Source organism: Alteromonas sp. S005 (assembly GCF_036864475.1).
Lineage (GTDB): Bacteria > Pseudomonadota > Gammaproteobacteria > Enterobacterales > Alteromonadaceae > Alteromonas.
The window spans coordinates 641,514-659,426 of sequence record NZ_JAZETN010000001.1; the positions used below are offsets into that span (position 1 = coordinate 641,514).

At 42.7% G+C, this 17,913-nt stretch carries 15 protein-coding genes; 8 read left to right on the forward strand and 7 right to left on the reverse strand.

What is annotated here, in order from left to right:
- Positions 1 to 38: 38 nt before the first annotated feature.
- The gene (locus V7R55_RS02625; RefSeq protein ID WP_334057094.1) at positions 39 to 734 is read right to left on the reverse strand and encodes a YdcF family protein; all 696 of its coding nucleotides are present in this window, start codon (positions 732 to 734) and stop codon (positions 39 to 41) included.
- A 118-nt stretch (positions 735 to 852) separates the two neighbouring features.
- Here V7R55_RS02625 and V7R55_RS02630 point away from each other — a divergent pair, with 118 nt between their 5' ends.
- From V7R55_RS02630 to V7R55_RS02650, 5 genes are all read left to right on the forward strand, one after another.
- Positions 853 to 1,626: a S1 family peptidase gene (locus tag V7R55_RS02630; protein ID WP_334057095.1), complete on the forward strand. Its 774-nt coding sequence runs from the start codon at positions 853 to 855 to the stop codon at positions 1,624 to 1,626.
- A gap of 283 nt (positions 1,627 to 1,909) precedes the next feature.
- Positions 1,910 to 2,440 (forward strand): twin-arginine translocation signal domain-containing protein, encoded by a 531-nt coding sequence (locus tag V7R55_RS02635; RefSeq protein WP_334057096.1) that lies wholly within the window; start codon positions 1,910 to 1,912, stop codon positions 2,438 to 2,440.
- A 273-nt stretch (positions 2,441 to 2,713) separates the two neighbouring features.
- Positions 2,714 to 3,622, forward strand: a complete 909-nt coding sequence (locus V7R55_RS02640) for an HprK-related kinase A (RefSeq protein WP_334057097.1) — start codon at positions 2,714 to 2,716, stop codon at positions 3,620 to 3,622.
- Between the two features lie 11 nt (positions 3,623 to 3,633).
- Positions 3,634 to 4,758 (forward strand): nucleotidyltransferase family protein, encoded by a 1,125-nt coding sequence (locus tag V7R55_RS02645; RefSeq protein WP_334057098.1) that lies wholly within the window; start codon positions 3,634 to 3,636, stop codon positions 4,756 to 4,758.
- Positions 4,759 to 5,775, forward strand: a complete 1,017-nt coding sequence (locus V7R55_RS02650) for an NAD-dependent epimerase (RefSeq protein WP_334057100.1) — start codon at positions 4,759 to 4,761, stop codon at positions 5,773 to 5,775. It begins immediately after the preceding gene.
- Positions 5,776 to 5,798: 23 nt separating this feature from the next.
- Here the strand turns inward: V7R55_RS02650 and V7R55_RS02655 are convergent, their stop codons facing one another.
- The 4 genes from V7R55_RS02655 to V7R55_RS02670 all read right to left on the reverse strand — a co-directional run bounded on the left by V7R55_RS02655 (position 5,799) and on the right by V7R55_RS02670 (position 11,351).
- Positions 5,799 to 6,050 (reverse strand): hypothetical protein, encoded by a 252-nt coding sequence (locus V7R55_RS02655; protein WP_334057102.1) that lies wholly within the window; start codon positions 6,048 to 6,050, stop codon positions 5,799 to 5,801.
- 184 nt (positions 6,051 to 6,234) lie between these two features.
- Positions 6,235 to 8,430 carry a malate synthase G gene (locus tag V7R55_RS02660; protein WP_334057104.1) on the reverse strand — a complete coding sequence of 732 codons (2,196 nt, stop codon included), beginning with the start codon at positions 8,428 to 8,430 and terminating at the stop codon, positions 6,235 to 6,237.
- A gap of 98 nt (positions 8,431 to 8,528) precedes the next feature.
- Positions 8,529 to 9,473, reverse strand: coding sequence for a LysR family transcriptional regulator (locus V7R55_RS02665; protein WP_334057106.1), 945 nt, complete (start codon positions 9,471 to 9,473; stop codon positions 8,529 to 8,531).
- Between the two features lie 282 nt (positions 9,474 to 9,755).
- Positions 9,756 to 11,351, reverse strand: coding sequence for an isocitrate lyase (locus V7R55_RS02670; RefSeq protein ID WP_334057108.1), 1,596 nt, complete (start codon positions 11,349 to 11,351; stop codon positions 9,756 to 9,758).
- 643 nt (positions 11,352 to 11,994) lie between these two features.
- Between V7R55_RS02670 and V7R55_RS02675 the strand changes: the two genes are divergently transcribed.
- From V7R55_RS02675 to glsB, 3 genes are all read left to right on the forward strand, one after another.
- On the forward strand, positions 11,995 to 12,954 hold the full coding sequence (locus V7R55_RS02675; RefSeq protein ID WP_334057110.1) for a chemotaxis protein CheV: 960 nt from the start codon (positions 11,995 to 11,997) through the stop codon (positions 12,952 to 12,954).
- Between the two features lie 223 nt (positions 12,955 to 13,177).
- Entirely contained in the window at positions 13,178 to 14,656 is a 1,479-nt protein-coding gene (locus tag V7R55_RS02680) for an alkaline phosphatase (RefSeq protein WP_334057112.1), read from the forward strand.
- Positions 14,657 to 14,830: 174 nt separating this feature from the next.
- Complete coding sequence (gene glsB, locus V7R55_RS02685; protein WP_334057139.1) at positions 14,831 to 15,739, forward strand: glutaminase B; 909 nt, start codon at positions 14,831 to 14,833, stop codon at positions 15,737 to 15,739.
- Here glsB and V7R55_RS02690 read toward each other — a convergent pair.
- Both V7R55_RS02690 and V7R55_RS02695 read right to left on the reverse strand, forming a co-directional pair.
- Positions 15,736 to 17,172 carry a lipocalin-like domain-containing protein gene (locus V7R55_RS02690; protein ID WP_334057113.1) on the reverse strand — a complete coding sequence of 479 codons (1,437 nt, stop codon included), beginning with the start codon at positions 17,170 to 17,172 and terminating at the stop codon, positions 15,736 to 15,738. The two genes, glsB and V7R55_RS02690, sit on opposite strands and share 4 nt — an antisense overlap.
- Positions 17,169 to 17,913: ABC transporter permease (locus V7R55_RS02695; protein WP_334057115.1), on the reverse strand; the 745-nt coding region annotated here is incomplete at its 5' end. The genes V7R55_RS02695 and V7R55_RS02690, both read right to left, overlap by 4 nt.

Here is a 17,913-nt window from a genome sequence, read left to right on the forward strand (position 1 = left end):
TAGCAAATGTTTTACACAATTTACCTTATCCTTTTATACTATTTTTCCAAAACATAGTATTTCGCAATAGCCATATATTCGTAAATTGCTCTTCTCGTGCGTTCCAATGCCAGTATTGAAGGAGATGTAAGAAATGGTTTTAACTCCCCAGAACTTTGAAAGTCTACTTGAACAACATTTGAGTTAATATGGGCGTTTTTGAGTATTTGGGATAATCGAAATTGGTGAGTGGCACTTGTTATGGTAATTAGGCTTAAGCGATTAAACCTGCGTTTTAATGCGTTCACCTCTGATTGTGAATCTGTGCCTTCAGGAACTGAAATGATTCTATTTGGGTGTACACCCAAAACTTCGAGAAACTGCTTCGCTTTCTCTGAATATTTAACGTTTTTATCAGAAAGAAAGCTTCCTCCGGTTACAATAATTGGAATTCCCAATTCATCGGAAAGAATCTTAGCTTGAATTAGCCTTTGCATTGAACATTCATGCCAACGCGAAACTTCCGGCAGATCATATCGAGTTTGATAATAGCAAGCGGGAACAAATATAATTTCACCTCGTGAAATTTTTGATGAATCATAAAGTTTTTCATGATGCTCCAACGGATAAAGTAAAACGTTAGCTACCCAAGGTTGTGAAAAAATAAATAGTATTAAAGAGCCTGAGACAAATAAACGTTTTGCAATCTTTTCCTTCTTGACCTTCAGCAGGATCAAAGACGCTGTCATCAGCATTAAACTCACCACTAGCGGTGATATCAGGAGAAGAATAATTTGCTTAAGAAAGAACATTACTTTTATTTCGTTGTTTTTGATTTAAACTCTAAGCTTACGCGTAATAGGCAAAAATTTTATGAAAAATTTATTCTGCAGAGCTTTTCTATTGTTAATTTTTTTTAGCACAGGACTTATAGCGGAGCAAAATAAACCTACTGATTTTACCACGATAGTCAAGATTGTTTCTGAAGGGACGGTAGCCATCGCGATCGATGCTCCGATAAAACATTCATCTCCCCGTGTATTAGGGACTGGTTTTGTCGTCGCTGACGGACTGTTTGCGGTTACAAATTATCATGTTGTATCAGAAGATTTAGACCCAACTATCGTTGAAAATTATGTGGTTCTTAGCGGGGAGGGGAGCGTAGTAAAAAAAATAAAGGTGGAAGTTCTGAAGATAGACCCAAAGCATGACTTAGCTTTGCTGAAGCTAGATTCTCAATTAAAGCCCCTTGAATTGGGAAATGAAGAATTAATATTACCAGGTTCTGAAATTGCACTAACGGGATTTCCAATAGGTGCTATTTTAGGCCTGTATCCTGCTACACATAGAGGTTACATTTCAGCCATTACACCCGATGCGATCCCAGCTATGAATAGCAACCAGTTAACATTAACTATGATGAACAGACTAAAAAGCGTAAGTCTCATTTATCAATTGGACGCAACTGCTTACCCCGGAAACAGTGGAAGCCCCATGTACGACCCTAAATCAGGAGAAGTTGTGGGGGTTATCAATAAAGTATTAGTAAAAGACACAAAGGAAAGTGCTTTATCATCACCAACAGGCATCTCGTATGCTATCCCTGTTAAATATGTCCATAAACTCATCAGTGACGCTACAAATTGACATAGTTTCTGTCTCACGCTGGTTTCGAAGATGATGAGTTGTTGTCTTAAAGGTAGTAATTAGTTTTTTGTTTGAGCTATAATTCACCCAAACGTCGCAAATTGAAGTGTGCGCCCTGTCAGTATTTTTTACGACTTACACATTTGTTGTGCGTAAGTTTTTGATCTATGGGGTTTTTATAATTGGCTCTATTTTTGCTTCAGAATTCTTCTGAAGCTACAATAAACAGAATTTGAGAAAATTTATGAAGCACTCGAATGTTGATAAGGACATTAGGAAAGATATGAATTCACGTCGTCAGTTTATCACTAAGGCTGCTGCCGGTGGCGTCGTAGCTGCTCTTGCTTCCAAAACAGCCTGGGCTGGAGGAAGCTCAGCAACTGGGTGCTCTGTTTCTGGTAACTTGTCTGGAAATTTATCGCAGGCAAGAGATTGTTCCACGGCAAATGTCGAGGGTAGATCTCCTAGAACCTGGAGGAAGGTTCTTGCCGGCCAAGAAGCTCAGCCTACTATGGAAACCGTAACCAATTTTAAGTGGAAAGATGTGTTTGGCTTCGGACGTTTTCCTTTTATCTGTAGCGATAAAAGTGAAAAGAATATACTAAAATTCTTACAACCTAATTGGGGTCACTATAACGAAACTAATGAGGCTCTTGTTGTAGCGTATTTAAATGCTAGAAGTGGTTTATACCCGCTTCCAAACGGAACGAGTGAATCGAATGCTCGTGCCTATGTTCAAGGCCTTTACGATGATATCGACAGCGGTGTATTTCGAGAGGCCGATGTAGTAGCCGCCGTTAAGGCTACATACTGATTATAGAGTTGAGTAAGCTTCCCTCTATTAGCGTTTTTTGCGCTCCTGATAATTCAGGAGTTGCAATTCAGTTGTTACCATCTTATCGGGTACTGTTCCTCCCTTTTAAGTACGAAAGTCTGGTTAAAGCTTGGAAGAATTCAGTGAACTTCCCTGCTATACCGGAGTTGGATGGAGATGAATTTGGCCTTTCTAATAACGATATCTCTGAATTTACGGACTTACTTTCTCAAAATAATCTGATAGATTAGTAGTTTTCTGGGGCGTAGTCATTTGTTATTGTCAGAGCTAGCTGAAGCTCAATATTTAAATACTCTAAAAAAGTCTGAATTGAATATCGAGTTCGGCTTGATTTCAGTCAATGTTAGTTCTTCCTTCTCGCAGGTTACAAAAACTATTGCAGAGCTTTACCGGGATTACAAAGTCTCGCTAAACTCAGATTGGTTTGACTTTAATATTTCAGTTGAAAGACCTTCAAATTTCCGCAGGTTCTTCAAAACACAGGCCGTGTTCAAATTAGACGGGCATACTCCCTTCAAACCGTTGCCTTCTGCGCATGCTTATCCACTTTTCGAGTGGGGAATGAATTGGTGTGTTGCAAATTTTTATCATAAATACTTAATTTTTCATGCTGCTGTACTTGAAAAAAGTGGTAAAGCTGTGATTTTTCCAGCCCCTCCAGGCTCAGGAAAAAGTACCTTATGTGCCAGTTTGGCGCTGTCCGGATGGCGGCTGTTGTCCGATGAAATGGCCGTACTAGACATAGAAACAGGAAGAGTTTTACCTTTCGTTCGCCCTATTTGCCTAAAGAATAATTCTATTTCACTCGTTAAAGACTGGTTTCCCGAAGCTTTTATCTCAGATATCGCGACAGATACTCAAAAAGGTGATGTGGCACATGTAAGGCCGCCCACTGATTCTGTGAGGCGGTGTGCAGAGAGTGCCGACTTATTTGCTGTGGTCTTCCCGAAGTATGTTGCAAATAGCCCTACAGAAGTCTTTTCAATGACACAAATCTCAACATTAAGTATGTTAATTGAAAACGCTTTTAATTTTGACTTGTTTGGTCATGAAGGTTTCGAGTTCATCTCTAGTAAACTACCTAATCTGCTTTTATTAGAAGCGACATACAGTAACGTGGATGAGTTGAGGAATATCTTGGAAAGCGAGGTGAATAATTAGTGTCTCGCTGTGTGCAAACAATCTTAACGGATATCTTAACCGGTAGTCACTTTAATTCGCTTTCTACATCAGAGTGGCGTGATTTGATACTTGTTGCCCGTGCTAACTCTTTGCTACCGAGAGTCGCATCTATACTTTTAAGTGATGCAGATAACGATTTTCATATACCTCCTACAGCACATGCCCACTTGGTTGCAAGTATTCGTCATGAAACTCTTTTTCACAATCAAGTTATAAATGAAGTGAAACTCGTTAATGCAAAAATTTCTAGAGCATTAAATAATAAGTTGATTGTTTTAAAGGGAGCAGGTTACGTTATCGCAGACAGCAAAGCTGCAAAGGGGAGAATATTTTCAGATATCGATCTTTTGGTACTCAAAGATGATATTCCGAAAGTTGAAAGAGCACTTCATTTGTTTGGTTTTGTCTCAGACACGGACTCTGAATATGACCAAAAGTACTACCGAGAGTGGGCTCATGAAATCCCTCCTCTGCGTCATTTTCAGAGGGGAACGGTCTTAGATGTTCACCATAATATTATTCCCGTTGTAAGTGGCCGAGCCCCAAATATTGAGTTCTTTTTTGAATCCACCATAGAGACCGAATATGGAGTTGAAGTACTTCGGCCTGCGGCAATGTTCCTTCACTCCGCTATACATTTGTTTTTCTCTGAAGAATTTACTAACGGTTTTAGAGATTTATCGGATTTATCACTATTGCTAGATGAAATCGTTTGCGACGCTGATGAAGTGAATTGTTTGTTTGAACTTGCGCAAAACACTGGTTTTGAAAACGAATTATTTTTAGCATTTAGATATCTAGAAAGAGTTTTTGACAGACAAATTCCAGCCCACATTTATCAACGCTTCAAACAGCCATTACCAAAGGGCATTAGATTAGGATTAAATGATTTTATATTTGGTAAGGTTCTTGCTGCTGATCACCGTTTAGTTGATGTAAAGTTTCGGGGTCTAGCACAGTGGTTGGCATTCGTTCGAGGACATTTATTAAAAATGCCATTTAATATATTAGTGAAACATACTGTCTCTAAACTTTGGCGAAGCATTGTCAAATCAGTTACAGGAGATGTTGAAAGTCGTCATCATGTCCAAAGAAAAGATGTTAAGGAACAATAAATGAAAATCTTAGTCACCGGAGCAGCTGGTTTCATTGGTGCAGCTGTATCGCAATACCTTATCAATCGTGGTGACCAAATTGTCGGGATTGACAACATTAACGATTATTACGATGTGAATTTAAAGCACGCTCGTCTAGACGAAATTAAATCATCTACTGCTGCTGATTTATTTTCATTTATCGAGATGGGGGTAGAAGAGCGCGACAAAATGGCTGCGCTTTTTGAAGAGCACAAATTTGATAGAGTGGTGCATTTGGCTGCTCAAGCGGGTGTGCGTTATTCACTTGAAAATCCTAACGCTTACGTCGACTCAAATATTGTTGGCTTTGTGAATATTCTAGAAGGGTGTCGCCATAATAACGTCGAGCATTTGGTGTACGCGTCATCTAGCTCAGTTTACGGTGCGAATGAGACTATGCCGTTTTCAGAACAGCATAACGTAGATCACCAAGTTAGCTTGTATGCGGCTTCTAAAAAAGCAAACGAGCTGATGGCTCATACTTATAGTCACTTGTATAATTTGCCCACAACAGGGCTGCGTTTTTTCACTGTTTACGGGCCTTGGGGCCGTCCAGATATGGCGCTGTTCAAGTTCACTAAAGCAATTTTAGAAGGCAAAACAATACAGGTTTATAACTACGGTAATCACCGTCGCGATTTCACCTATATTGATGATATCGTGGAAGGGGTTATCCGTTCGTTAGATAATGTGGCGAAACCTAATGAGAGTTGGGATGGCAGTAACCCAGATCCAAGCACCAGTAAAGCGCCTTATAAGGTGTATAACATTGGTGCACAAACGCCCGTTCATCTTTTGAAGTTTATTGAGACCCTCGAAAGCGCGTTGGGTATTGAGGCGAAAAAAGAGCTTCTTCCTATGCAGCCAGGCGATGTGCCTGATACGTATGCTGACGTATCGTCATTGGTCAACGACACTGGTTATCAGCCTTCAACAGACGTAGAAACGGGCGTGAAAGCCTTTGTTGATTGGTATCGAGACTTTTACAAAATTTGATTTCCAATGAGCACTTGATGAGGTTACGACACATCAAGTGCACTGCGTTTCATTACACCCGCACACTTTTTGGGCAAAAATTCTTTTGTGGTTGCATAACCAAGTTCAAAAAGTGTGTTCTTGATCTCAGGCGATAGTGAAAAGTCTACCGCTGAAATTTCACCTGTATTTACCACCACAGTATTATGCCAATACTTTGCATTTACGTATTCCCGAGAAATCGCCGTCATAAACGTTCTAATAAGCATGCTGACATACTGAGGCAGTTGAAGCATATTCTTCTTAATTGCTTTGCGCTTTTGCTCGGTGCTTTGCAGCCGGAAACATACAGAGGGCGTTCCATCACCTCGCCAATCTTCGAAAAGCTAGCCAATAGAGATGAACAAAACAAAAAGCCCACCTCTGTTACAACAGTAGATGGGCTTCCTTTCTCTAGCATTTAATTTTTAATAGCTAAACTTAATTACCAGCTAGTTTCGCCTTCATCTCCCGTCGACGGGCGTGCAATAAAGGTTCAGTATAACCGCTAGGTTGCTCTTTCCCTTTGAAGATAAGGTCACTTGCCGCTAAGAAGCCGATTGAGCTGTCTAAATCAGGCGCCATAGGAATGTACTCAGGGTCGCCGGCGTTTTGCTCATCCACTAGCACAGCCATACGCGCCAAGGACTCTTTTACCTGGTCAACGCTCACAATGCCATGTTCTAGCCAATTCGCGATATGCTGCGATGAAATGCGCAAGGTCGCGCGGTCTTCCATTAAGCCAACATCGTTGATGTCAGGAACCTTCGAGCAGCCTACACCTTGGTGTACCCAGCGTACAACGTAGCCTAAAATACCTTGAACGTTATTGTCGATTTCACGCTTAATGCTTTCGCGAGTCAGCGTAGACGCGTCTTCTAACAATGGAATGGTAAGTATGTCAGCAAGGCCATCAAAGTTTTCATCTAGTGACTTTTGAACGTCAAACACATTTACATCGTGGTAATGAAGCGCGTGCAGTGTCGCTGCAGTAGGTGAGGGAACCCAAGCAGTATTAGCACCGGCCTTGGGGTGACCTATTTTGGCGGTCATCATATTTTGCATTTCATCAGGTATAGGCCACATGCCTTTACCGATTTGCGCTTTGCCAGAAAGACCGCAACGAAGACCTACAGCCACGTTGGCGGTCTCATAAGCTTTAATCCATGCCATCGACTTAAGGGCAGCTTTTTCTGCAAAAGGGCCGGCAAGCATTGAGGTATGAATTTCATCACCGGTTCTGTCTAAGAAACCCGTGTTAATGAACACAACGCGTGAAGTAGCCTCGGCAATACATGATTGTAAATTGATACTTGTGCGGCGTTCTTCATCCATTATGCCCATTTTAAGGGTGTTAGCTGGAACATCGATAATGGCTTCGATAGCACCAAACAATGCGTTAGAGAATGCAACTTCTTCTGGCCCGTGCATTTTAGGTTTAACAATATAAATACTGCCTTCGCGGCTGTTTTTAAATTTGCTGTTTCCTAAAAGATCATGCTTTGCGATAAGTGAAGTGACTAAACCGTCCATGATCCCCTCTGGCACTTCTTCGCCGTCAAAGAGCATAGCATTGTTAGTCATAAGGTGGCCCACGTTTCTAACAAACATAAGGCTTCGACCAGAGAGTACTAGTTCGCCGTCTTTTAGCTCGTCTTGTGAAGCGTGTTTAGACGGCTGGTAGCTTCTATCGTCATGCATAGCGCGAACAAGCTGTTTGCCGCCCTTTGTCATTTCAATGCTTAGCGAGCCTTTCATTAAGCCTAACCAGTTGCTATACACCAAGGTTTTGTCTTCAGCGTCAACAGCAGCAACGGAATCTTCGCAGTCCATTATAGTGGTTAATGCGGCTTCAACCAGTACGTCTTTTACGTTTGCGGCATCGCTCTCGCCAATAGGGTGAGTCGGGTCTAGTTGAATTTCAAAATGCAGACCGTTGTGGGCAAATAACAGGCTTGACGGTGCGCTAATGTCACCTTGGTACCCTTGCCATTGCTCTGTGTTTGCTAAGGTGGTTTCATCGCCGTCGACAAGAGTGATCGCCAATTTACCCGATTCAATCTTATACTCTGTAACGTCAGCGTGGCTGCCTTTCGCAAGCGGTATCATGCTATCTAGATAGTCTTTCGCTTTCGCAACGACTTTGGCGCCGCGTACGGGGTTGTAGCTTTTTCCCGCTTCTGCACCACCTTCATTGCTGATGACATCAGTGCCGTATAGTGCGTCGTAAAGGCTTCCCCAACGGGCATTTACCGCGTTAAGTGCATAGCGAGCGTTGTTGATTGGCACGACTAGCTGAGGGCCTGCCATTGTCGCTATTTCAGCGTCTACGTTTTGTGTTTGTGCACTTACTTGTGATGGCTGCTCTACAAGGTAACCAATGCTTTTTAGGAAGTCGGTATATTCGTTTCCGTTTACTGGGTTACCAGCTTTATGATAATCGTCGATAGCGCGCTGAAGCTGTTCTCGCTTTTCTAATAGCGCGCGATTTTGAGGAATGAATTTTTCGAAGAGGGTTTCTGCACCTTGCCAAAAGGTGTCTTTATCTACGCCTGTGCCAGGAAGTGCCTGTTCATTAATAAAGTTATCGAGTTGTTCGGCAACCTGTAGTCGGCCTCTAGTAATATATCCTTGCATAACTACCTCTATACATTTGTCTGTCCACCCAGTGTAGTGTGTATAGAGATAGTTTTTTAATTTATGGTTTGTATTTCTGCCATATATTTTGTGAATGTTTAGCCCGCATTCATTTCGCTAGCTACATCGCTGATTAAGCGGCGCAACCAAATGTGACCTGCGTCGTGGTGAAGTAGGGCACTCCACGCCATTTTTAGCGCAATAGGTGGTATGTCGAAAGGCGGCTCTTTAATCACCACATCTGGGTCGTGTTTAAATAAACGCGCCGCTTTGCTTGGTAGGGTAGCAATAAGTTTTTGCTTTTTCGCAATCTGAAGCGCTGCATGGTAATGACGAGTAAACACGCGAATTGCACGCTGTTTGCCAATTTTTGTTAGCTCAGCGTCTACCCAACCCAACTTTTGAACTTCGTTCGGGTCAATACCTACTCCAACACCAAATCCCGTTTTACTTACCCATATATGCTGGGCACTCAAATACCCTTCGAGATCGCATTTTTCTACCAGCGGGTGGTCAGCACTCATCACGCAGCTAAATGAATCGTACCAAATAACTTTTTGGTGAAATGACAAAGGAAGTTCATCGAAGCGATTAATTGCCATGTCCACTTTACCTTGTTCTACATCGTGAAACGTCACGTCGCTAGGCGTAATAAGGTCAAGCGTAATATTGGGTGCTAGGTCGGCCAGTCTTCCAACCAGTTCAAGTAACAAAGTGCTCTCTGCATAGTCACTGGTCATAATGCGAAAGGTTCTGTCACTGGTTAACGGGTCGAAATCAGTTTCTGGCTGAATAGAGCTTTCTAATCGACTAAGTACATCGCGAATAATCGGCTGAAGTTCAAGCGCGCGCTTGGTGGGGGTCATACCATCGCTGGTACGAACTAAAAGCGGATCTTTAAATAGATCGCGAAGTCGCTTTAAGCCATTACTCATTGCTGGCTGAGTAATGCTTAGCTGGTTTGCAGCTTTCGTTACACTTCCTTCGCGCAACAGCACATCTAAATAAACCAATAAATTCAGGTCGACCTTCGCTATATTCATTATTCTAATGCTCTTTTTAAACCTAATTAAACTTAGCTATTATAAAGCTTTTTTATTTGATTGTCAGATAAGCGTTTAGTCTTAAATTGGCCGCCGTTATACCTATAAGGTATTGAAATATAGCTGGTATATTGTTTTTTTATGAAGTTTAGAAAAATATGGCTTTTTTTGTTTTATGCAAAAAGCATAAGTGAAGTGAATGACGCGCACAAAAAAGGGCACCCGAAGGTGCCCTGTAGGAAAGGTTGGGATACTTTCCGTTTAACTCATTGCCTGTTCGCGTTATACGTCGAACTGGTTCATGGTGTTATCTTCACCAGACGCTTTAAGTGCACCTTCACCAGAGAAGTACTCTTTGTGTGTATCACCTAGGTCAGAACCTGCCATCGCTTGGTGCTTAACGCACGCTAGACCTTGGCGAATTTCTTGACGCTGAACACCGCGAACATAAGCAAGCATACCTTCTTCACCGAAGTAGCCTTTTGCAAGGTTGTCTGTAGACAGTGCTGCAGTGTGATAAGTCGGTAGCGTAATAAGGTGGTGGAAGATACCTGCTTCACGAGCTGCATCAGCCTGGAAGCTCTTAATCTTCTCGTCCGCCGCTGCTGCAAGTTCACTGTCGTCATAATCAGCAGACATAAGTTTCGCGCGGTCATAACCAGAAACGTCTTTACCTTCTTCTGTCCAAGCATCAAATACTTGCTGACGGAAGTTAAGCGTCCAGTTGAACGATGGAGAGTTGTTATATACCAGCTTAGCGTTTGGAACTTGTTCGCGAATAGCGTTAACCATTTCAGCAATTTGGCCAACGTGAGGCTTTTCAGTCTCAATCCAAAGCAGGTCAGCACCGTGCTTAAGTGACGTTACACAGTCAAGTACTACACGGTCAAAACCTGTGTTGTCTTTAAAGCGGAACAAGCCGTTTGGTAGACGCTCAGGCTTAACCAATTTGCCACCTTGCTTAAGAACTAGGTCACCTTCATTTAGGTCGCTTGCGCCTGCAACTTCAGTAGTTTTAAGGAATGCATTGTACTGAGCAGCTAAGTCGCCTTCTGATGTAGATACCGGGATCTTCTGAGTAAGGCCAGCACCTAGTGAGTCAGTACGTGCAACAATTACACCTTCATCAACACCTAGTTCAAGGAATGCATAGCGTACTGCATTGATCTTCGCTAGGAAGTCTTCGTGTGGCACGGTTACTTTACCGTCTTGGTGACCACATTGTTTCGCGTCAGACACTTGGTTTTCAATTTGAATACAGCATGCACCCGCTTCAATCATTTGCTTTGCAAGTAGGTACGTAGCTTCTTCGTTACCAAAGCCCGCATCGATATCAGCGATGATTGGAACTACGTGAGTTTCGTAGTTGTCGATCTCAGCTTGAATCGCAGCTACATCACCACCGTTTTTCTTCGCGTCGTCTAGTTTGTGGAAAAGGTCACCCAGTTCACGTGCGTCTGCTTGACGAAGGAAAGTGTAAAGCTCTTCGATAAGTGCAGAAACTGACGTTTTTTCGTGCATCGATTGGTCAGGAAGAGGACCAAACTCAGAGCGAAGCGCTGCTACCATCCAGCCTGAAAGATAAAGGTAGCTTTTGTTAGTTGTGCCCTGGTGCTTTTTAACTGAAAGCATTTTCTGTTGACCTACGAAGCCATGCCAGCAGCCAAGTGACTGTGTGTACTGAGACGAATCTGCGTCGTATTCAGCCATGTCTTTGCGCATGATACTTGCTGTATAGCGAGCAATGTCTAAACCTGTTTTGAAACGGTTTTGAACCTTCATACGTGCAGCGAATTCTGGGTTGATACCTTCCCAAGTTCCGTTTTGTGCTGCCTTTAATGTGGCGAAGTTATCAATGTCTTGTTGATATTGCGACATGAGCGTCTCTCCCGACTATAATTAAAATTCTTAACGTTGTTTATGTTCACGCTGTTGGGCGTTCCCGTTGATTCCATTTCATCCTAGTGCGGGATTTTGAATAAGAGAAATATATATTTTGCATTGCGGTCATTTATTTTGTGAATGTTTTGTTGGTGCGTTGTCAAACTTCAAGCTAAGTCAGGAGACGCTCATTTCACGCTCCGATAATGTGCCATAGCAAATTCATTCATTTATCGCTAAAACAGCATAGAGGGGCGTTACAGGAAAAATCGCGATATTAATTAAGAGAGCATGTTTCACCTTGTTCGCCTATATTTAAACTACCTTTAGGTAATAACGATGCACAGCGCGCGTATTTTCGGTGAATGCAAACACGCGTTGACGTATTTGAGTGAGTCGCTGGTAAAATAGCTAATGCTAGTCAATAAAGTTCCTAAAGTTTGTGACCACTGCCAAGGTGGCTTTAGTGATAAAACCTTAATTATGTTGATTTTTTCAGCTGTCTATTAGCTAAAAGGGTAATAGCTTTGTTATGACTGTAAGAGTAACTTTAGCGATAAGTTGTTGTGGCTAAGCCAATTAATATTACGGTGTTAAATTGGCTCTAGGCCTTTGATTGTAAAATGAATAAGTGGGCGTTATGAGTAACAGTGTATTGTCGTCGGTGGATCAAAGAACCAAGCTTGTAGGGGAAAACAGGCTTGAGCTTTTGATGTTTCAGCTTGGAACCCGTCACATTTTTGCCATGAATGTCTTTAAAATCAAAGAAGTTATCAATGTACCCAAGCTTAACATTATGCCTGGTTCCCATAATAATCTTAAAGGTGTAATGAATTACCGCGGCAGCTCTATTCCAATTATAGACTTGCGTCAGGCGATAAAAATGCGCGGAGCAGCCACAGAAGCTACGGCGAAAAACGTTATTATCACTGAATACAATAGAAGCGTGCAGGGCTTTATTATTGGCGAAGTTAAAAATATCGTTAATACCTCTTGGGGTACCATACAACCGCCCCCGAGCGGAATTGGTAAATCTAATTATTTAACCGCCATAACTCAGGTGAATGTTGAGGGTAAACAGGAGCTGGTTGAGATAATAGATGTTGAAAAAGTGCTCGCTGAAATCATCGATTACGATACATCTATCTCTGAGGAAGTGTTAGATCAAGATATCGTTAATCACTTTGTAGGTAAAAAAGTGTTGATTGTTGATGATTCCAGCACGGCAAGAAAACAAATAAAGGATACATTAGAGCAGCTTGGTATTACGATTATCGAACGAAAAAACGGTGCTGAAGCGTTAGCATTACTCAAAAAGTGGGCCGACGAAGGGAAAAAACCTACGGATGAAATTTTGCTTATGTTTACTGACGCAGAAATGCCAGAAATGGACGGATATCGGCTTACCTCAGAGGTACGTAGCGACCCTCGAATGAGCAATCTGTTCATAGCACTCAATACTTCATTAAGCGGTAGCTTTAATGATGCTATGGTTGAAAAAGTAGGGTGTAATAGATTTATCTCTAAATTTCAGCCTGATATGCTTGTAGACGTGGCGCAGCAGCGCATGCGTGAATACCTTGCGGCTCAAAGCAAATAGACTTTCCTTTATTCAAAATCGTCCATTCAGACGAGGTGACTACACGGTCATCTCACCACAAGCTTATTTTATCCAAAAGCTTTGAGCATCTTGCTTGCCTGATTTACACTATTACCTCTTATCGCTTTACTAATACCAATGAATCATTCGCGATAATATCGATTTTGCAGTAACTGCGGCTTATAACGTCAGCAGGTATCTTTACTTACTCAGGGAAGTTTAAATGATTAAACAATTTGTTCGCACATCATTGCTAAGTTGTGCGTCTATTGCTGTTCTTGCGGGCTGTGGTATCACTGAATCAAAGACCGAATCAGCAAACACAAACAGTAGCCAAGTCAAAGGCGTGCCGAAAAATATCATTATGGTAGTTGCTGACGGTATGGGGCCCGCCTACACCACCGCTTATCGCAATTATGTAGATGATCCGTCAACACCGGAAGTAGAGACGGTTGTGTTTGACGATATTCTAGTGGGTAATGCATCGACTTACCCCGCTCGTGTATCGGGTTATGTTACTGATTCAGCAGCTGCTGCAACAGCGCTTGCCACAGGTGTTAAGTCATACAACGGTGCAATAGGTGTTGATGTTGATAAACAGCCAGTGAACTCGGTCATGTACCATGCTAAAAGCAAAGGTATGCGTACTGGTTTGGCTGTAACCTCGCAAATTGTTCATGCAACACCAGCGTCATACATTGCACATAACGAAAGCCGCAAGAACTACAACGAAATTGCTGAGGATTTCTTTGACGTACGCGCAAATGGTGAGTTCGTGGCAGACGTAATGTTAGGTGGTGGTACTTCCTACTTTGAAAGAGAAGACAGAGATATTCTGGCGCAGTTCATCGATGGGGGCTACGAATATGCCGACACATATAATCGCCTAGCTTCAGTACCGGCAGGAAGTAATGTGCTTGGTCTGTTTGCTCCTGTAGCGCTGCCTGCAGTACTGGATGATAAGCGTAAAAACCGTCTTGAGTATTTAACTCAACACGCTATCAAGCACTTAGAAAACGACAATGGTTTCTTCCTTTTAGTAGAGGCTAGCCAGGTAGATTGGGCGGGGCACGCAAATGATATCGCTTCTGCCATGGCTGAAATGCATGACCTGGCGTTAACCATGGAGTATCTACGCGACTATGTTAAAGCTAACCCGGATACACTGGTTGTACTAACTGCTGACCATAGCACCGGTGGTTTAACAATTGGTGCAAATGGCGACTACCGCTGGAGTCCTGAACACCTTAAGTCAATGACAGCCTCTGTAATGACGATAGCGCTTAATATGGCTAATGAAGAAAACCCTGGCGAGTATGTGGGGCAGAAGCTCGGGCTATCGTTAAGCGAAGAAGAGTTAGCCACGCTAAATAGCGTATCAAATCAAGATGATAAGACGCGCTTTATGGCAGTAAAAACCTTCCTAGATGCTAAAACAAATACAGGTTGGACTACAGGCGGTCATACCGGTGTGGATGTAGAAGTGTTTGCCTTTGGTGCAGGCCACCAGTCATTTATGGGGCAAATCGATAATACCGATATTGCTAAGACTATTTTTAGTTTTATTGATAAAAAACAGCCAATAAAAATCGATAATGACGCAAATGAAGTATCAAAAAAGGTATCTACCAATATTGAGCTTACGTCTGATGAAGATGACGATGGTTTGTGTGACTTCAAAGAAGACTGGCGCTGCAACTAACGTCGGGGTAGATGTACGTGATAAGGCTTTTTTAGCAAAGTGCATTATTGACGCAACACACAGACAATAGAACTAAAAATAAAAGCGCCGGCGTTTTTTCTAACAGGCGCTTTTATTTTATTAGTAGAAAAGAAATCAGCAAAAAAGAGGTCAAGCGAGAGAATGGAAAGCGAAATGCTATCGTTACTGCAGGATATTTATGACGAAGTCGAGCCTATGCTGGGCATGGGTAAAGTCGCAGACTATATCCCTGCGTTAGCGACGGTTAATCCTCGGCAGTTTGGCATTTCTATTTGTGATATTGACGGGCACATCACGTCTATCGGTGACGCAAGCGTGCCTTTTTCAATACAAAGTATCTCAAAAGTTTTTAACTTGGTTTTGTCTATAAACCATTATGGTGAAACCATGTGGGAGCGGGTAGGGTGTGAGCCTTCAGGGTTACCGTTCAACTCCTTAGTGCAGTTAGAATACGAACATGGTATTCCGCGCAACCCTTTTATTAACGCAGGTGCACTAGTAGTAAGCGATATGGTGCAATCGCGCTTTGCATCTCCATTTATAGCGATGAGAGACTTCGTAAGGCGCTTAAGCTGTAACGGGGAAATCGTAGTTAATAGAGAAGTTGCCGATTCGGAATTCGAACACCGTTCTCGCAATGCGGCAATGGCGTATTTGATGAAAGCCTACGGCAATTTTGAAAACGACGTGGAAGATGTACTTCGTAATTACTTTCACAACTGTGCATTAGAAATGAGCTGTGAAGATTTAGCGCGGTCCACGAGCTTTCTTGCTAACGCAGGCTTTTCAACCTGCGCAAATGAGCAAGTCTTAACACCTTACCAAACCAAGCAAGTGAACGCATTGCTTGCAACGAGCGGTATGTATGACGAAGCGGGCAGCTTCGCTTTTAAAGTGGGCCTGCCGGGCAAAAGTGGGGTCGGCGGCGGTATTGTTGCGGTGGTACCCGGTCGATTCACTATTTGCGTATTTTCACCCGCACTTAACAGTGTGGGGAATTCTCAGCTTGGCGTGGCGGCGCTAACTTCGCTTAGTGAACGGATAAACTGGTCTATTTATTAGTAGCCCGTCAATTCCATAAAGCCGCTCCCCGAGTGGGAGCCCTCTACTTCAACTCGTCCCTCGTAGTAGGGGAATAAACTGTTATTCCACTGCTTTTCTTTAAATGCACGAACAGAAATATCGATTTCTTTTGTCGGTAATTTTATGCGCCAAGCAGTGGGGACCAAACGGGCTGAGCTATCATTTTCGTTTCCCTGTTCGCCATTTTGTTTGATTAACTCATAGTCTGTTGGCGTAATAGATAGGTTGGATTGCTCGATGGTCTCTTTCATTCCATTTTTAGTTATGAAACTGGCCGTTGTGAAGACTTCAGCGTTTTTAGTTTCGCTTTTTTCTTCGCTGTCAGTATTCGAATGCATCCGAAACGCCATGAGTTTGCTTCCGTCGCTTAAATGCAGCGAGAACCAGTCCCACCCTAACGCCTCACTGTTGGCCAAGTGGCTCGTCCATTCGTGATCAAACCAGCCTTTACCTTCAACTTTTATGTTATTGCCCTTTATGTTTACAGTGCCCTTCGCATTAATGAATGGCTGGCTGTAATAGTAAGAGCGAAGCCGTTCGTCTTGCGTCTTTTTGCTGTAGCCATTATCGCCTTGTTTTATAAACGGACCCAATGAGTCCAAGTCAAGCGCGACCTTAACGGCGTTGTTTTTTGTTGTTCGTCCATTGTTTAATTGTGAATCTACGGGCGAGGCTTTAAACGCTTCAGTGTTTTGAGCGTCAGCGTATTTAGGGAACGCTTCTGTAGGGTGGGGGGAAGATACTTCAAGTGACTCGTTCGTTTCGCGAGTACTTTGTTGGCCAAAAGCGAAGCTTAAGGTGGAAGGAAACATGGCTCTTCTGTCTATGTTGGCTTTGGTTCCCGGCATTGTTTGCGCCGCCTTCCAAACCCAATCATCTATAACCGTAGTGAAGGGATTTGTTCTGACGTAAGCGTTACCTACGCCGCCACTCGCAAATCGCTCTTCAAAATAGTGATGCGTTAAAGTGTGCAGTGAGGCATGCCCCATCCATTGTTGTCCGTTAGCCCAGCTACGCATGGCTGGCCCATTAGTAAGCTTATTGGGGGCCGCATCAGAATTAAATCGAAAAAGCGTATACTGCAAGCCGAATTCCTGGCCGTTTTCGCTACTTAACACAAAGGTTAAGTACCACCATTCTAATTGGAAGTCGGGGTGGCTTTTATGATCTTCAGGAAGCTCAACATACGTGTTTCTTTCTACCGAAGTAAATGCGTCGCTCGATTGCATATCGCCAAAGAAACCCCGAGGTGTATAGGCTTTTGACGACGCGCTGCTCTTATTTTGCTTATCTGTATTCGAGCTATCGTTACAAGCAGACAACAATGAGCAAATGAATATAAGTAGTAAACAGCTAAATTTACATAAAGTCCAAAGGCTATAGTGGCTGAAGCGATTAGATTTTAGCGTCATAGCTGGACTTCCTGCCTTAAGTCGATTTTGGGTTTGAGTTTCCCTAGAGGTAATAAAAGCACCAGTGAAACGATAAGCAGAGAAAGGCTCACACTAGAAAGAATGACGTCTACTTTAATTGAAAGAGGGTATACCCAGTTAAACGCGTATCGATTGACTAAATTTATAAAGACGTAAGCTAAGTAAATGCCAAATGGAATAGCGAGCAATGCTGAAACAAAACATAGTAACAGGTACTGCATAAATAGCGATGCCTTAACTTTAAGCTGGCTAACTCCCAATGCTCTTAGTACAGACAGTTGCGCTGAGCTGCCTATAGTCAAAACGGTTAAAGACACCGCGAAGGCAATGCCTGCAACAAGCAAGGTTGTAATATTCAGGCCGTCGGTCAAAACAAAAGTGCGGTCAAACGTATCCATGGAGGTATTTAAAAGCACTTGCCTGCTATAGAGGGTTATGTCGGCGTCATCTCCAAGGTGAGTCTTTAGCTGTTGCTCCAGTTCATCTTTTGTGAAGGGAACGTCGCTACTCGCTGTCACCTTTTGGTAGACGTTTGGCTTAGGGTATATAGCCAACACGCCGGAAAATAGGTTATTTCTTACTACAATGTTTTGTTGGTTGAATAAAGGGAGTGGTGCTAAAACTTGCCCATTTAAGTTGCCATAGTCGGGGTATATACCAAGCACTTTCCATTTAGGCCGTGTTGAGAAAATACTTGTAGTTGAGGTTCTGCTTGGCAAG

What these genes read in the sequence shown, in the direction of transcription:
- V7R55_RS02625 (WP_334057094.1), bottom strand. Translation starts at nt 734, where the DNA reads ATGCTGATGACAGCGTCTTTGATCCTGCTGAAGGTCAAGAAGGAAAAG.
- V7R55_RS02630 (WP_334057095.1), top strand. Translation starts at nt 853, where the DNA reads ATGAAAAATTTATTCTGCAGAGCTTTTCTATTGTTAATTTTTTTTAGC.
- V7R55_RS02635 (WP_334057096.1), top strand. Translation starts at nt 1,910, where the DNA reads ATGAATTCACGTCGTCAGTTTATCACTAAGGCTGCTGCCGGTGGCGTC.
- V7R55_RS02650 (WP_334057100.1), top strand. Translation starts at nt 4,759, where the DNA reads ATGAAAATCTTAGTCACCGGAGCAGCTGGTTTCATTGGTGCAGCTGTA.
- V7R55_RS02655 (WP_334057102.1), bottom strand. Translation starts at nt 6,050, where the DNA reads ATGCTTCAACTGCCTCAGTATGTCAGCATGCTTATTAGAACGTTTATG.
- V7R55_RS02660 (WP_334057104.1), bottom strand. Translation starts at nt 8,430, where the DNA reads ATGCAAGGATATATTACTAGAGGCCGACTACAGGTTGCCGAACAACTC.
- V7R55_RS02665 (WP_334057106.1), bottom strand. Translation starts at nt 9,473, where the DNA reads ATGAATATAGCGAAGGTCGACCTGAATTTATTGGTTTATTTAGATGTG.
- V7R55_RS02670 (WP_334057108.1), bottom strand. Translation starts at nt 11,351, where the DNA reads ATGTCGCAATATCAACAAGACATTGATAACTTCGCCACATTAAAGGCA.
- V7R55_RS02675 (WP_334057110.1), top strand. Translation starts at nt 11,995, where the DNA reads ATGAGTAACAGTGTATTGTCGTCGGTGGATCAAAGAACCAAGCTTGTA.
- V7R55_RS02680 (WP_334057112.1), top strand. Translation starts at nt 13,178, where the DNA reads ATGATTAAACAATTTGTTCGCACATCATTGCTAAGTTGTGCGTCTATT.
- glsB (WP_334057139.1), top strand. Translation starts at nt 14,831, where the DNA reads ATGCTATCGTTACTGCAGGATATTTATGACGAAGTCGAGCCTATGCTG.
- V7R55_RS02690 (WP_334057113.1), bottom strand. Translation starts at nt 17,172, where the DNA reads ATGACGCTAAAATCTAATCGCTTCAGCCACTATAGCCTTTGGACTTTA.